Source organism: Burkholderia sp. WSM2230 (assembly GCF_000472445.1).
Lineage (GTDB): Bacteria > Pseudomonadota > Gammaproteobacteria > Burkholderiales > Burkholderiaceae > Paraburkholderia.
The window spans coordinates 245,245-258,209 of sequence record NZ_AXAJ01000004.1 but is presented as its reverse complement, the minus strand read 5'-3'; the positions used below and the strand labels follow the sequence as shown (position 1 = coordinate 258,209).

General features: G+C 60.2%; 15 protein-coding genes, 1 tRNA gene and 1 pseudogene. 6 read left to right on the top strand and 11 right to left on the bottom strand.

All coding sequences use genetic code 11. The annotated features are described in order from the left end of the window. Positions 1-17: 17 nt before the first annotated feature. The 6 genes from A3AC_RS0111325 to A3AC_RS0111295 all read right to left on the bottom strand — a co-directional run bounded on the left by A3AC_RS0111325 (position 18) and on the right by A3AC_RS0111295 (position 6,075). Complete coding sequence (locus tag A3AC_RS0111325; RefSeq protein ID WP_025598948.1) at positions 18-968, bottom strand: LysR family transcriptional regulator; 951 nt, start codon at positions 966-968, stop codon at positions 18-20. Positions 969-1,209: 241 nt separating this feature from the next. Continuing rightward, positions 1,210-2,031, bottom strand: coding sequence for a LysR family transcriptional regulator (locus tag A3AC_RS29165; protein WP_232231930.1), 822 nt, complete (start codon positions 2,029-2,031; stop codon positions 1,210-1,212). 208 nt (positions 2,032-2,239) lie between these two features. Further along, entirely contained in the window at positions 2,240-2,917 is a 678-nt protein-coding gene (locus A3AC_RS0111310; RefSeq protein ID WP_025598945.1) for an ABC transporter permease subunit, read from the bottom strand. Between the two features lie 5 nt (positions 2,918-2,922). Continuing rightward, a complete protein-coding gene (locus A3AC_RS0111305; protein WP_025598944.1) occupies positions 2,923-3,660 on the bottom strand; it encodes an amino acid ABC transporter permease in 738 nt (245 codons plus the stop codon). Positions 3,661-3,726: 66 nt separating this feature from the next. After that, positions 3,727-4,668 (bottom strand): glutamate/aspartate ABC transporter substrate-binding protein, encoded by a 942-nt coding sequence (locus A3AC_RS0111300; RefSeq protein ID WP_025598942.1) that lies wholly within the window; start codon positions 4,666-4,668, stop codon positions 3,727-3,729. An 84-nt stretch (positions 4,669-4,752) separates the two neighbouring features. Next, positions 4,753-6,075, bottom strand: a complete 1,323-nt coding sequence (locus A3AC_RS0111295; protein ID WP_025598940.1) for a hypothetical protein — start codon at positions 6,073-6,075, stop codon at positions 4,753-4,755. Positions 6,076-6,253: 178 nt separating this feature from the next. Here A3AC_RS0111295 and A3AC_RS0111290 point away from each other — a divergent pair, with 178 nt between their 5' ends. Together A3AC_RS0111290 and A3AC_RS0111285 are read left to right on the top strand one after the other, a co-directional pair. Next, positions 6,254-7,180: a LysR substrate-binding domain-containing protein gene (locus A3AC_RS0111290; RefSeq protein WP_025598939.1), complete on the top strand. Its 927-nt coding sequence runs from the start codon at positions 6,254-6,256 to the stop codon at positions 7,178-7,180. A gap of 150 nt (positions 7,181-7,330) precedes the next feature. Then, complete coding sequence (locus A3AC_RS0111285) at positions 7,331-8,026, top strand: alpha/beta hydrolase (protein WP_025598938.1); 696 nt, start codon at positions 7,331-7,333, stop codon at positions 8,024-8,026. 62 nt (positions 8,027-8,088) lie between these two features. Here A3AC_RS0111285 and dcm read toward each other — a convergent pair whose 3' ends face one another. Both dcm and A3AC_RS0111275 read right to left on the bottom strand, forming a co-directional pair. Beyond that, complete coding sequence (dcm, locus tag A3AC_RS0111280; protein WP_035475018.1) at positions 8,089-9,375, bottom strand: DNA (cytosine-5-)-methyltransferase; 1,287 nt, start codon at positions 9,373-9,375, stop codon at positions 8,089-8,091. A 293-nt stretch (positions 9,376-9,668) separates the two neighbouring features. Continuing rightward, positions 9,669-9,995 (bottom strand): hypothetical protein, encoded by a 327-nt coding sequence (locus A3AC_RS0111275; protein ID WP_025598936.1) that lies wholly within the window; start codon positions 9,993-9,995, stop codon positions 9,669-9,671. Positions 9,996-10,200: 205 nt separating this feature from the next. Here A3AC_RS0111275 and A3AC_RS0111270 point away from each other — a divergent pair, with 205 nt between their 5' ends. The 4 genes and pseudogenes from A3AC_RS0111270 to A3AC_RS30660 all read left to right on the top strand — a co-directional run. After that, a complete protein-coding gene (locus tag A3AC_RS0111270; protein ID WP_025598934.1) occupies positions 10,201-10,392 on the top strand; it encodes a CsbD family protein in 192 nt (63 codons plus the stop codon). A gap of 155 nt (positions 10,393-10,547) precedes the next feature. After that, positions 10,548-10,769 carry a hypothetical protein gene (locus A3AC_RS0111265; RefSeq protein WP_025598933.1) on the top strand — a complete coding sequence of 74 codons (222 nt, stop codon included), beginning with the start codon at positions 10,548-10,550 and terminating at the stop codon, positions 10,767-10,769. A 156-nt stretch (positions 10,770-10,925) separates the two neighbouring features. Further along, positions 10,926-11,630, top strand: coding sequence for a glutathione S-transferase C-terminal domain-containing protein (locus tag A3AC_RS0111260; RefSeq protein WP_025598931.1), 705 nt, complete (start codon positions 10,926-10,928; stop codon positions 11,628-11,630). 54 nt (positions 11,631-11,684) lie between these two features. Beyond that, a pseudogene (locus A3AC_RS30660) lies at positions 11,685-11,783 on the top strand (DUF1275 domain-containing protein); the annotation flags it as partial. Positions 11,784-11,858: 75 nt separating this feature from the next. On the opposite strand, the gene A3AC_RS0111255 reads toward A3AC_RS30660, so the two are convergent. The 3 genes from A3AC_RS0111255 to A3AC_RS0111245 form a co-directional block, all read right to left on the bottom strand. Further along, positions 11,859-11,933: transfer RNA gene (locus tag A3AC_RS0111255), tRNA-Arg, on the bottom strand. A 166-nt stretch (positions 11,934-12,099) separates the two neighbouring features. Continuing rightward, on the bottom strand, positions 12,100-12,582 hold the full coding sequence (locus A3AC_RS29160; RefSeq protein ID WP_232231929.1) for a hypothetical protein: 483 nt from the start codon (positions 12,580-12,582) through the stop codon (positions 12,100-12,102). Positions 12,583-12,649: 67 nt separating this feature from the next. Beyond that, positions 12,650-12,829, bottom strand: a complete 180-nt coding sequence (locus A3AC_RS0111245) for a rubredoxin (RefSeq protein WP_035475017.1) — start codon at positions 12,827-12,829, stop codon at positions 12,650-12,652. Positions 12,830-12,965 lie beyond the last annotated feature (136 nt).

Here is a 12,965-nt window from a genome sequence, read left to right as displayed (position 1 = left end):
TCGCAGGTTCGGGCGACCTAGAACAGTAACTCTGTCGATTGCAGAACCCGCTTTGCCTCCACGCTGCCAGCCTTGTCGCTATCGCGGATAGTCTCCAACAGTATGTCGATCAGGCAGTTCGCTGCCGGACTCTGAGGATGTGCGTTGCGCGAGATGATGCCGATGGAGCTCTCCTCGAGTTCTTCCCTCAGCGGGAACGCGCAGAACTTGAAACGCGATACACAGAGTTCTGCCAGTGGCCATGGGAAGATACTGACTGCATCGGTTCTTTGCAGTACTGACGCGGCCACCGTCAATGAATGTGTGAAGTGAATGTTGCGCGGTTCCGGCAAGCCATTGCGATAGAACATTTTCTTTGAAAGGCGGCATTCCATGTCTGAGTCCAGACAGACCAGCCAGTCGGCGTCCAGAAGGTCCGCAAGAGAGCGGGACTGCGCGAGTGGATGCCCCCGCCGTGCAACGACGGTAAGCCCGCAGGAGAACAATGGGCGGAAATTGAATTCCGTGTTGATCGTATCGGAAGCCTGCGGGCCCACGAATACTTCGACGCTACCATCGCGCAAGCGCGGATAGGCGATCGACATGAGGCCTTCGAACATTTCCAGTTGCACCTTCGGCATGCGTTGGCGGAACTGGACGAAGATCTCCGGAAGAAAACATAACGCTATCCATGGCGTGATAGCGACCGAGAGCTTGCCGCACGGTTCGCCTCGCATCTCATTCAACGCGCCATGAGCACGCTCGACCTGCGACACGATAAGTCTGGCATGAGTAAGAAGCGTATTGCCGCATTCGGTCAATGTCGCCCCCGACGATGCACGTTGCAGCAAAGGCGCGCTGACATAGTCTTCGAGATCTTTCAGCGCCTGGGTGATCGCGGAGGGCGACAGTCCCAGGGCCCGGGCTGCGCCGCGAACGCTGCCGGCGTCTGCAATGGCGACGAGCGCGCGAAGTTGATGATTCTTCATCGTGTCCTCACCGTTTAAATGTATGCGTTGCTGCTTGTCGAAGCCGTTCGACGATTCAGCCGGATTTTTAACAACGTTCTTTTAGTTGTCTATCGGCTTCAGAAGCTATTGAAAGTATGCGTGGCATGCTGCGCAGCGCAATGCAATTATGAGCGGGGCCGAAAGGCAGTGCCATGGTCCCAGAAATAAGTCTGAATTAACGTGTTGTTATGGTTTGGCGGGGTGAGTCCGCGTGACAATTTCAATCGCCGTGTCCAGTACCACGGGTTTCCGGCTTTGAACTCGCCAGAAGGCGACAAGCCGCCGAGGGGGGAATATCCGCGAGGATTATGCGCTTCAAATCGCAGCTCGCTATTAAATCATCGGGGACGTGTTCCGGCAACAATGCAATGGCGCGGCTAACCGACGCCATGCGCAATGAGAGCTCCAGCGAGTCGCATTCAATTGATGGCTGTATCGCGCAGCCCAGCACGCGCTCCACATAGCGTCGCACTCCGAAATGACGGGGTGGCAGGATCAGCTTCAGCTCAGAGAGGCGAGACATCGCTTCGCGGCTGATATCCATGTTGGCGCTGTGATAAAGAGCGAGGCGTTCTTCGTGAAGATCGACGCTTTGCAGGTCGGTGGTGCTCAGATCGGTCGAATAGGTCAGACCCAGGTCGGCCATGCCGCGTAAAACCATTTCGACGACGTGGCTCGAACTGTCGCATTGCAGCGAAAGCCGCGTCTGCGGATAGATCCGCAACAGCTCCTTGCTGAAGTTGGGAATGAAATGTCCGATCAGCGTCTGCACAGTGGCGATGCGCAGCGAAAGTCCCCAACCGGGGCCGTGCGCCGCGGCATGCGAGACGGACTCGTCGAGTGCGTCAAGGAGCGGTTCCACCGTCCGGAATAGCGCCTCGCCGTCGGACGTGAGCTGCATGCCGCGTCCGTGGCGCCTGAACAGGGCGTGGCCCAGCTTCAGTTCGAGTGACTGAACGTGCCGGCTCAAGGCCGGCTGCGTGATGCCGACAGCGTCCGCCGCCGCGCGCAGCGAATGAGATTTCGCCACCGCGACGAACATGCGCAGTTGCGTGTCGTGGCTTGCACTGCTCGTCATCTGGCGCGCTGGCGGTGAATCGGCTCAGGACCGTTGATCGTCTTGATCAACGTTGATTTGTCCGAGCTCGGAGGTCCGCATACGACTACAACCGCGCTTTCGTGCACGCGGAGCGAACAGTTGTCCAGTACCGGGAACTGTTCATGCCATTTCGAAAGGTCGTTCAGTGCAATCATTTTGCGAGTCTCATACGGACGCCATTGGTGATCGCGATCAGCACGGTTGTGATCGCCCAGTAAGCCAGGCCCGCGACGAGCAGCATGGGTACGATAGTGCCGTCGCGCTCGCCGATCGCGGTCACGCGCCGAAAGAAATCGCCAAGCGCGATCACATAGACAAGCGACGTGTCCTGAAAGATGACGATGCATTGCGTGAGCGCAAGCGGCACCATTGCGCGAAACGCCTGCGGCAAGATCACATAGCGCAGCGTCTGGCCCGATGTCATACCGAGTGCGTATCCCGCCTGAAACTGTCCGCTCGGCAGGCTTGCAATGCCTGCGCGAATGATTTCGCAGAAGAACGCTGCCTCGAGTAATGAATAGGCTGTCAGTGCTGAAATGAGCCGCAAGTCCACTGTCGAAGGAAGACTGAATAGTGCCTTCAGCAGTTGCGGCACGATCAGAAAGAACCACAACAGCAGCATGACGAGCGGAATCGACCGGAACAGCGACACATACGCTTGGGAGAAAATACGCAGCGGACGATGCGAGGACATGCTGAACACCGCCAGCACCGTGCCCCACGCAAGGCCAGCCAGAATCGCGACAACGGTGATCTGCAATGTGATTTTCATGCCTGAGAGCAGGACGTCTCTTGAGTCGATGAGCGCTTGCCAGTCCATCTCGAACATAGATGTCAGCTCCCAACCGTTCGGGGCAGCGCGGTGCGCCGGCGGACCCAGCGCATGCCGCGCAGCATCGCGAAATTGAGTCCTACATATGCCAGCGTCACGCAGATAAACGACTCGTACGGCTGCGCGGTGTAGTCGACGAGTTGCCGCGCCTCGCCCGACAGTTCCAGCAAACCGATGGTGGATGCCACGGCCGAGTTCTTGGATATGATGAGAAACTCGGATGTCAGCGGACCCAATATTGTGCGAAACGTAACCGGCAACAGCACGTAGCGATAGGCCTGTGCACGCGTGAGTCCGAGTGCGAAAGCTGCATGGAACTGTCCTACTGGGCGGGCCAGAATGCCGGCACGCACTTGCTCGCAGATTCGCGAACCGGTGTACACGCCAAGGGAAACTACCGATGCAATCAGAAACTGCGGATGCGAGGGCAGGCTTTTTAGCCAGTCGCCAGCAGCGCCCGGCAGCAGTTCCGGCACGACGAAGAACCAGATAAAGAACTGCACGATAAGCGGTACGCCGCGAAAAATCGACACATACGCGGCGCTCGCTGCACTTGCGGCGCGGTTGGGCAAGGTACGCATCACGCCGAACACGGTGCCCAACGCGAGCGCGAGCGAGAAGGCGAGCAATGTCAATTCAACGGTATTGACGAGTCCGGACAGCAGCCAGTCGAAGTAGGTGGCGGGCTCGCCGGTAGCAACGGGCTGCAGCAGCACGCCCCAGTGCCATCTGTAATCCATGGAATCCCTCCAGCCTGCGCGCGTCGGCGCGTGTTAATGCAAGTCGTTACAGTCGTTCGACGCGGCTCAGGACGTCGGCTTGTCGTTGGGATTCGCAAACAGTGCCTGCATGCGCGGGGAGAGCGGCAAGCCGAGGTTCACGCGCTTTGGCGGGATAGGCTGCTGGAACCAGCGCTGATACAGCTTCGCCGCAAGACCGGACTTTTGTGCGTCGGCGATTGCGGCGTCCATGATCGCTTTCATCGGCGCGTCGTTCTTGCGCAGCATGCAGCCGTATGCCTCGTGCGTCTGCGGTGTGCCGACAATTTCGTAATCCTCGGGATTGCGCGCTTTTGCGCGTTCGCCGGCGAGCAACGCGTCGTCCATCATCATCGCTTTGGCGCGGCGGGTGGACAGCATGAGGAAAGATTCGGTGTGATCTTTCGCGCTGATGATGTCCATTCCCATCGACTTCTCGACATTCATCTTGCGCAGGATTTTTTCCGAAGTAGTCCCCGCGCCGACCACCACCGTTTTGCCTTTCAGATCGGCGAAGTCCTTGATGCCCGATTTCGTGCTGACGAGCAGACGCGTACCGATCGTAAAGAAACTGTTTGAAAACGACACCTGCTGCGCGCGCTCCGCGTTGTTCGTGGTGCTCGTGCATTCGAAGTCGATGGTGCCGTTCTGAAGCAGCGAGATCCGGTTCTGCGAGGTGATCGGAATCGTACGGACCTTCAGATCCTGAAGCTTCAGTTCGGTCTTGATGCGCTCGACAATCAGATGCGCAATGTCGATGGAGTAGCCGATCGGCTTCTGGTTGGCATCGTAATAAGAGAACGGAACCGATGCATCGCGATAGCCGATGGTAATCACATGTTCCTCGCTGACTTTCAGCAGCGTGCCCGTCAGCTCGGGTTGCGCCGCTCTCGCTTCGTTGAACGCATTCAATGCCACGAGGGTGATGGCGATGGCGGCGATCGCGACGCGGCTGCGTGCCAGAACGCGCACGGGGTGCTGCTGTTTCATGGTCGTCTCCAGGATGGGCATTTTGGGGCTCCCCGAAAAGCGCGGTCGTGAAACCGCGAGTCGATTCTTTTGCCGGTGTTGCTTTCAGCGCGTGCCGGTAATCAGCGAGACGTCGATCACGTACATCTGCCGTGCGCCTTCGTGAACTGAATCGATGCAAACGGCGCTGCCGTTGTGATTCCAGCGGGGGTGCAGATCGCAACGGTTTTCTTTTTTCAGATCCGGCGGTGCATAGAATTCGCCGATCTCGTAGCGCATGCCTTCGTGCATGTCGTACAGAAACAGAACGCGCGTGTTGGTCTGCGAGTCGGGGTAGGTGTCCGACAACAGCCAGCGCCTGTCGACGGGCGAAAAACTCATGTGCCCGTTTTCGGTCAGCAGATCGCGGCCGATCACCTGCACATGGCCGCCCTCGCGGTCTTCATACAGGTGATAGTGGATGCTGCCGGCGTGAGGACCCCACACGACGATGTGCGAATCGTCTTGCCAGAGCGGATGCGATATCTGGTACTCGGACTTCTCGTAGTCGAACGTGCCGACCGCGGAAGGATCGAAATCATCCGCCAGTTGCGGCAACGGGTGGTCCGAGCATTCGAGCAGGCGCATGGCAGAGCCGTCCGGATTCATCGTGATGAGCCGATGCAAAAAGCAGGTTTCGTCGGCGGTGCGTTCAGTCCAGCGGTGCAGGAACAGCACGCGCGACGACGCAGGATTGATCTCGATGTGGCTCACCCAGTGAATGGCGCGCTCCATCGACGCAACGTGGTTGAACCGGCGCAAATCGTCGTAGCTCACGATCAGCGTGGTTTTGCCCGATGCGAGATCCATGCGGTGTATGCCGTCGTCCGCCGGTGCGAGCGGCACCGGGAACGGGCCGCCATGCTCGCTGTAGCCAATTGTTTCGTGCGTGACGTAGAGCCTCCGGTAATCGACGCAAAGGGCATAGCGGCTATTGGGCGCGCACACATAGACCGGCATGGGGAGCGCCGTCTTTCTGTCGCTATCGATGTCGAAAACGATTGCGCCGAAACCCGGATAACGCGCTGACAGATCGCCGGTGCGTGTGTTGTAGATCAGCTTGCGGCCAGGCTCGCCGTCGAGCCACTGCAACTGGCAGCCCATTTGCCAGTTCCAGGCGGTGGTCGTGTCGATTGCGCGAAATGATTCGCCATCCTGAATGTCGAAATAGCCGACTTCCGCGGGCAACTCGGGAGTGAGAGGCGCGTCCATCATTGCGAGCCGGTTGCCGAGCACGTAGCGTCCGGTGCGGTCCCAGGCGCTCTTGTTGTAGTAGCCGAAGAAATGATGCCGATCGCCCGCGCCTATTCGCCGGATCGGGCATGGATGTTTGACGGATCCTGCACGCGGACAAGGGCGGTCAACAGTGCATTGCGACGAAGCGGTCATGAGCGGGCCGGGTTGAGTGGAAAGCAGGGAAAGCAACGAAAGCGCCGGCTGCCTCTGCCGATGCGAACAATGGCTGAAGGATATCGCCCGCGCGGCAATGTCAGATAATTCATTTTTGCCGTACGACTATTCACTTTTGGTATAGTCCCACCCGACGAGTCGATCGGATTGTCCCCACATGACCCGGCCACTGAACTTTCAACAGATCCAGGCGTTTCGCGCCGTCATGCAGATGGGTACGACGACTGCAGCCGCCGCGGCGCTGAACACCACGCAGCCGTCCATCAGCCGGCGCCTCGCCGAACTGCAAAGCTCCTCCGGGCTGAAGCTGTTCGAGATGCATCAGGGCAGGCTGCGGCCGACGAGCGAGGGGCAACTGCTGTACAAGACCGTGCAGAAGCATTTCAACGGTCTTGAGAACATCGAGTCCGTAGTCTCGATCCTGCGCAAGTCAGGCACGGGCGCATTGCACATTGGTTGTACGCCCACGTTGGGCACCGGTCTGTTGCCGCAGGTCATTCGCGAATTCCGCACGCGTTTTCCGCAGACCTATCTGAACGTGCAGACGGCCGCGACGCCGCAATTGACCGACCTGCTGCGGCAAGAACTCTTCGATCTGATTTTGACCACTGGCAAGCTCGACGAACTCGACTTCCAGACGGAGATCATCAAGACGGTGCCCGCTGTCTGCGTGCTGCCGCTCGGCCATCGGCTGGAAGCGCAGCACACGGTGCATGTGAAAGCATTGCATGACGAGCGTCTGCTTTCTCTCGGCGAGATGGACGACCTGACCATCGCGATCAAGGCGGTGCTGGACGCACACGATATGCCGACGGACTTCGCGATCCAGACCACGTCGTCTATTACGATCTGCGCGCTAGTGAGCGCGGGCAATGGCGTGGGCATCGTCAATCCGTATGTGGCGAATACCTTTGCCGGCCAGTTGCTGGTGAAGCCGCTCGAACCGGCGATAGATGTTCCCGTGCGCATGGCGATGCGCGCGCACACGGCGCCCTCCTTGTTGACGCGGCATTTCATCGAGGTTCTCCGCTCGCGTCTGGACGCGATCGGCCTCTCCGCGCTCGAGCTCGCCACACGCCGATAACTTTCCCTGCGTTTCGTTTTAATGGACCTATGATGGTATCGACCACTGTCTTCCGGGGCAGCGGTTGACGCGTCTCGCGCGCACCGCGGAGTCGATCGATGCCGCGGTCAGCGCACAACAATTACCATTCGAACAAACAGGAGTGCTGTAATGAGCAATCAGCCTGCGATCTTGCTGGTGCACGGTTTTTGGGGCGGCGCCGCCCATTGGAGCAAGGTCATCGTCGAGCTCGCGCGCAAAGGTTATGAATCGATCCGCGCAGTTGAATTGCCCTTGACGTCGCTTGCGGATGACGTCGAACGAACCCGCAAGATGATCGCGCAGTGTGGTGGCCCGGTTCTGTTGGTCGGACACTCGTATGGCGGCGCGGTGATCACGCAAGCGGGCAATCATCCGGATGTAGCAGGGCTCGTGTATGTCGCGGCGTTTGCTCCGGACAAGGGCGAGAGTCCCGGCGGCATTACGCAGCAGCGGCTGCCGGATGCGGCGGCGAACCTCGAGCCCGACAGCGACGGCTATCTCTGGATCAAGCCGGAGAAGTTCCATCAGAGCTTCTGTCAGGACCTGGCTGCCGACGAGGCGCTCGTCATGGCCGTTACGCAAAAAGCGCCGCTAGCCGGAACGTTCGGAGACCAGATTACTTCTCCTGCGTGGGCGAAGAAGCCCTCGTGGTACCAGATTTCCAGTGAGGACCGGATGATCCATCCTGAGAATCAGAAGATGATGTCCGCACGGCTTAACGCCAGGAAGATCGTGACGCTCGAGGCAAGTCATGCGTCGCTCGCGTCGCGGCCTGCGGAAGTCGCGGCGCTGATTCACGAAGCCGCGATGAGCCCCGCAGGCTGAGCCTAGCGGCCGCGCGGTCCGGTGCGGGGCTCTTACCCGACCGGACTGCGCTGCACGCATGATTACGCGTGAAGCAGCGCTCGTGCTTGCTGAGGCTGAAAGTCCTGTGCGAGCAGCGCTCTGATATGCGGAGTCATGATGCGCGCCACTTCCCGCATGACTGGCACCACCACGCTGTTGCCGAACTGGCGATACGCCTGCGTATCGCTCACGGGAATCACGAAGTCGTCGGGAAAGCCCATCAGGCGCGCGCATTCGCGCGGCGTCAGGCGGCGCGGCCGCTCGCCTTTGCCTTGTGCGAGCAGAATCTCCGAGCCGTCCTTGTGATAACGCGCCGACAGCGTGCGCGTGACGCTGGCCGGCGTGACCAGCCCGAAGCCGAAGCCATTCCCAGCCGCACGATGTTTCTCCGCATAAGCCTGCAGGTAGGCCCACAGGTTCGGCGTCAGCGTGTATTTCGGTTGGACGTTGCGGCGCACGTGGTCGAAGAAGCGCTCGCCGTCGTGCGGCAACAGCGGCTCGCTGCCGTCGGTCTTGTGCAGGATAGACGCAAGGCGCGGACCGCTGGTCGGCAATTGCAGGTCGTCGAAAGAAAAATCGGTTTGTTCGCGGAAGCCGACAATCACGATCCGCTCGCGGTGTTGCGGCGTGAAGTGTTGCCCGTCGATTACCTTATGGTGAACCTCGTATTTCAGTTCGTCGCGCAGCACTTCCAGAATCGTGCGGAACGTATTGCCCTTGTCGTGCGACATGAGGTTCTTGACGTTCTCGAGCAGGAACGCCACTGGACGCTTTGCATCGATGATGCGCGCGACGTCATAGAACAGGGTGCCCTGCGTCGTGCATTCGAAACCATGCGGACGGCCGAGCGAATTTTTCTTGCTCACACCGGCAATGCTGAAAGGCTGGCAGGGGAAACCGGCGAGCAGCACGTCGTGCGGCGGAACCGCCTGTTCCGCGAAGGAAACGATATCGCCGACGAACTGGTGTGCGTCGTCCGCATCGCGATGATTCTGCTGGTAGGTCTTCTTCGAGAACTCGTTCCATTCGCTCGTGAAGACGCACCGGCCGCCGTGCGCTTCGAAGCCGCGCCGAATGCCGCCGATGCCGGCAAAGAGGTCGATGAAACGAAAATCAGGCTGGCTTTTCGTAAGCCCGTTGCGTGGTTCGGCTTGCAACATCTCACGCAAAGCGGCTTCCGCAATTCGTGGACAGGTTTGATCGCTCTTCCAGCGGCGAATGGTTCGAACGTTCTTTCCGCAGCGCGCCGCGATTTCCGCCTGGCTATAGACCTGCAACGCCTGTGTGAGCAGATCGTGCCTCGTGGCCGGGGTCATGTCGCGTGTCATGTTGTCTTTTCGCTGGGAATTTTGGCGGACATTTTGACCGTTCGACAACCGCCTGTCCAGGAATTTTGGGGCGCGATGTGACGCGCCGGAAAGGCCCGCCTCGAAATGCGCCTGTCATGGTTGCATGTGTACGCTAGCAGCGTGACGCGAAGTCCCTGCGTTGCGACGTGTTGAGGCCGCGGCATGGTTCGCGGCCTTTTTTTATAGCGAGTTTCGCGAGGACGGGGTGCGCGTGAGACCCGCGAGGCGCGCCAAGGCGCCCGGCGTCCTCCGGTCGAGCCGAAGGCGCCGCGTCAGGCGCGCTGGCCGGCGCCGGCTTCGTGCGTCGGCGGAAAGAGCGCTGCGGTGGCGGGCGCGAGTTCGTCCCAAGGCAGCGGCGGCTGCGCTTCGAACTGGTCGAGTTGCAGCAGAAGGCTGTCCACCGCGCACAGTTGCGGGTGCGTCAGGCTGCCCATGTCGAGCAGCTTGTAAAGACGCTCGCGCCAGTAGGCCGGCGGCAGAATGGGGCCGGCCAGATCGCCTTGCAAGGACAGCCGCATCGCGCGTGCGATATGCGTGATGTCGCCGTCGATCAAAGCGGTTTTCGATGATGCCGACAGGGTGACGGGTGTGCGGTCCATGGCTCCTCCATGGCCGCTATTACGGCGGGCTGGAGGGGAACTTTAGGGTTCGCGTGAAAAAAAATTTTCGACGGGGTGGACGCGACGTCGGTTGTATCGGTTCAAAACCCGGTGGATTCGTCTGCAGACGTGCCGGGCATGAGCGTTGCTCGGCACGGTCACTGGCGCAATGTTGCGTCGGCACTACCTTTAGACGGAGTCGAAGATGAACAAGGACCAGGTAAAAGGCGTGGGCGAACAGGTAAAGGGAAAGATCAACGAAGCCGTGGGCAAGGCAACTGACAACCCAGGCAAGGAACTCAAGGGCGATGTCCAGCAGGGCGCGGGCAAGGTGCAGAAGTCCTACGGCGACGCGAAGGAAGATGCCAAGGACGAAGCGAAGCGCAACAACCCGTAATGCGGCTGCATCACGTGTCCGTGAAAAGGCGCTTCGGCGCCTTTTCTCAATTGCCGGAACGTGCGGCCTGGGAGTAACCCGGTTTTGGCGCTCCGAACGCGCCGCAGTGGCTGCGACGCCTTTAGACTGAATGCATCCAACATGGAGGCGAGCCAATGACACCGGAGAAAGTGCTTTCGATGTTCGAACGACAGTACCTGGAGGGCAAAGCGCCAGTCGACCTGGAGGAAACCTGCGCGAATTTCGCGGCCTGGCTGGCATCGGCGTGGGAGCAGCTCGACGTCGCCCACCGCACGCAACTGCTGACCGTGGGCGCCGCGTTATGGCGCGAGGGCTATAACGTGCGCGCGGGCAGCGCGACGAAAGATCTGTGGTGAGCCACGCCTGATGCGCGGACCTGCCGGCCGCAGCACGCGTTGCGCCGAGTCGGTTTATATTGGGCGGTCCGCATCGTGACGAACGCCGGCCAGCCGGCCGGGCGGTCGTCCCGATAGCGTTTTTATCCGCCATTCCGCACAGGGCTACATCATCACATGACAGATCTGTCCGCTTTCCCGATCACGAAAAAATGGCCTGCAGCGCATCCGGAGCGCATCCAGCTTTATTCGCTGCCGACGCCGAACGGTGTGAAGGTGTCGATCATGCTCGAAGAAACCGGCTTGCCGTACGAGCCGCATCTGGTGCGCTTCGACACGAACGATCAGATGACGCCGGAGTTCATGTCGCTGAACCCGAACAACAAGATTCCCGCGATCATCGACCCCAACGGTCCCGACGGCAAACCGTTGCCGCTCTTCGAATCCGGCGCAATCCTGATCTACCTCGCGGACAAGACAGGCCAACTGATTCCGCAGGACGCCGCCGGCCGCTACGAAGCCATTCAGTGGGTGATGTTCCAGATGGGCGGCATCGGCCCGATGTTCGGCCAGCTCGGTTTCTTCCACAAATTCGCGGGCAAGGACTACGAGGACAAGCGCCCGCGCGATCGCTACGTCGCGGAATCGAGGCGGCTGCTCGGTGTGCTGGAGCAGCGCCTGGAAGGACGCGAGTGGATTCTTGGCGATCAGTACTCGATTGCGGATATCGCGACTTTTCCGTGGGTGCGCAATCTGGTCGGCTTCTATGAAGCTGGCGAGCTCGTCGGCATTCAGGATTTTCCGAACGTGAGGCGTGCGCTCGCGGCGTTCGTCGCGCGGCCGGCGGTGGTTCGGGGGCTGGATAGTCCGAAGCGGGTTTAGTGGCGCGCCCGGCGTAGCAGCGTATCGACGCCGCGACGCTGGAAATCTGCCGGGCAGCTACAGCGCGGGGAAATTCGCATCACTCATGTGACCGGTGTGGTCACGGATGTCGGGATTGAACTCGGCAAGAGGGTCTACTGGATGGTGAGACGTCCGGTCCGTGAGGCGCGTGGGCCGCGGGGGTGCGGCCGGCAACCGCAGGATTGCCTTGGCGACGTGAGAAGCGGGTGGTCCCCCTGGCAGGAATCGAACCTGCATCTAGCGCTTAGGAGGCACTTGTTCTATCCATTGAACTACAGGGAGATGGACAGCAATAACGGGGCGGACCAGGCCCCGGAATCCAAACCGCCGCGCCGACATTCCACGGCAGCCGCTCGCGTGTTTGGCTACATTAAGCTAAGCGAGCGAGGGCAAGAGTATAGCAAAAACGCACAAAGCGGCACCACGCTCGCACTCGCCCAAAATCGCCTCAAAACCGCGTCGAATAAGCCACCGCCACCGTCTGCCCTCGCGACCCGCGGCTACAGGTAATAGCCCAGTCGCCAAGCAACGCGCCGGTGAGCGCGCCGGCGACATCCTCGGCCAGATCCTTGTAGGAAAAACCGCTCGTGCGACAGGTGCCGTCGATACCTTCCTTGATGAGCCCAGGAATCGTCCCGATCAGCCTGCCGTAAATCACCGGATGCGCCGTGTCGCGCGCCAGGTACGCACCTGGCGCGCCGAACGGCGCTGCGACCGCGAAATGCTTGAGCTTGTCGCTTTGAAACCAGCCGTGCGATATCTGTATGCGGTACCGCCGCGCCCGTCGCCAATGCGGAAAGGGGCGAACAGAACAGGGAGAGGCGCGCCTATCGACGACAACCAGCGGCAGGACGGCTGACCCGAATCCATTCGATCGCTGCGGTCCCAAAATAGAAGCGGCCCAGCAGGCATCACCTGCTGGGCCGCGCAAACCACGAACGCGTTATCGCGTTGCCGACTCGACTAAAACCGGCTGCGTATCTACCAACCGCGCGACCTCAAAACTCGACCACCGCGAACTCCGCCTTGCCGACGTCGCACAGCGGGCAGCGCCAGTCCTCGGGAATCGCGGCAAAGCGGGTGCCGGGCGCGATGCCTTCGTCGGGCAAGCCTTCCTCTTCGTTGTAGATCCAGCCGCAGATCAGGCAAACCCAGCTTTTGTACTCAGTCACATCCATTACTTCACTCACGACGCACTCTTCTCTCTTCAATGCAATGGTCCGCGCAGTCTGCCCCTTTTTGGGGCGCCGGCGGCGACCCGCAATATTACCGGAATTCGTCAAATGCTTCGGCAATCCGGTTTTTGTCAGATGG

Bases quoted from the DNA above. Each gene is read 5' to 3' on its own strand.
- A3AC_RS0111325 (WP_025598948.1), bottom strand. From the start codon at position 968: ATGAAGAATCATCAACTTCGCGCGCTCGTCGCCATTGCAGACGCCGGC.
- A3AC_RS29165 (WP_232231930.1), bottom strand. From the start codon at position 2,031: ATGTTCGTCGCGGTGGCGAAATCTCATTCGCTGCGCGCGGCGGCGGAC.
- A3AC_RS0111310 (WP_025598945.1), bottom strand. From the start codon at position 2,917: ATGTTCGAGATGGACTGGCAAGCGCTCATCGACTCAAGAGACGTCCTG.
- A3AC_RS0111305 (WP_025598944.1), bottom strand. From the start codon at position 3,660: ATGGATTACAGATGGCACTGGGGCGTGCTGCTGCAGCCCGTTGCTACC.
- A3AC_RS0111300 (WP_025598942.1), bottom strand. From the start codon at position 4,668: ATGAAACAGCAGCACCCCGTGCGCGTTCTGGCACGCAGCCGCGTCGCG.
- A3AC_RS0111295 (WP_025598940.1), bottom strand. From the start codon at position 6,075: ATGACCGCTTCGTCGCAATGCACTGTTGACCGCCCTTGTCCGCGTGCA.
- A3AC_RS0111290 (WP_025598939.1), top strand. From the start codon at position 6,254: ATGACCCGGCCACTGAACTTTCAACAGATCCAGGCGTTTCGCGCCGTC.
- A3AC_RS0111285 (WP_025598938.1), top strand. From the start codon at position 7,331: ATGAGCAATCAGCCTGCGATCTTGCTGGTGCACGGTTTTTGGGGCGGC.
- dcm (WP_035475018.1), bottom strand. From the start codon at position 9,375: ATGACACGCGACATGACCCCGGCCACGAGGCACGATCTGCTCACACAG.
- A3AC_RS0111275 (WP_025598936.1), bottom strand. From the start codon at position 9,995: ATGGACCGCACACCCGTCACCCTGTCGGCATCATCGAAAACCGCTTTG.
- A3AC_RS0111270 (WP_025598934.1), top strand. From the start codon at position 10,201: ATGAACAAGGACCAGGTAAAAGGCGTGGGCGAACAGGTAAAGGGAAAG.
- A3AC_RS0111265 (WP_025598933.1), top strand. From the start codon at position 10,548: ATGACACCGGAGAAAGTGCTTTCGATGTTCGAACGACAGTACCTGGAG.
- A3AC_RS0111260 (WP_025598931.1), top strand. From the start codon at position 10,926: ATGACAGATCTGTCCGCTTTCCCGATCACGAAAAAATGGCCTGCAGCG.
- A3AC_RS0111245 (WP_035475017.1), bottom strand. From the start codon at position 12,829: ATGGATGTGACTGAGTACAAAAGCTGGGTTTGCCTGATCTGCGGCTGG.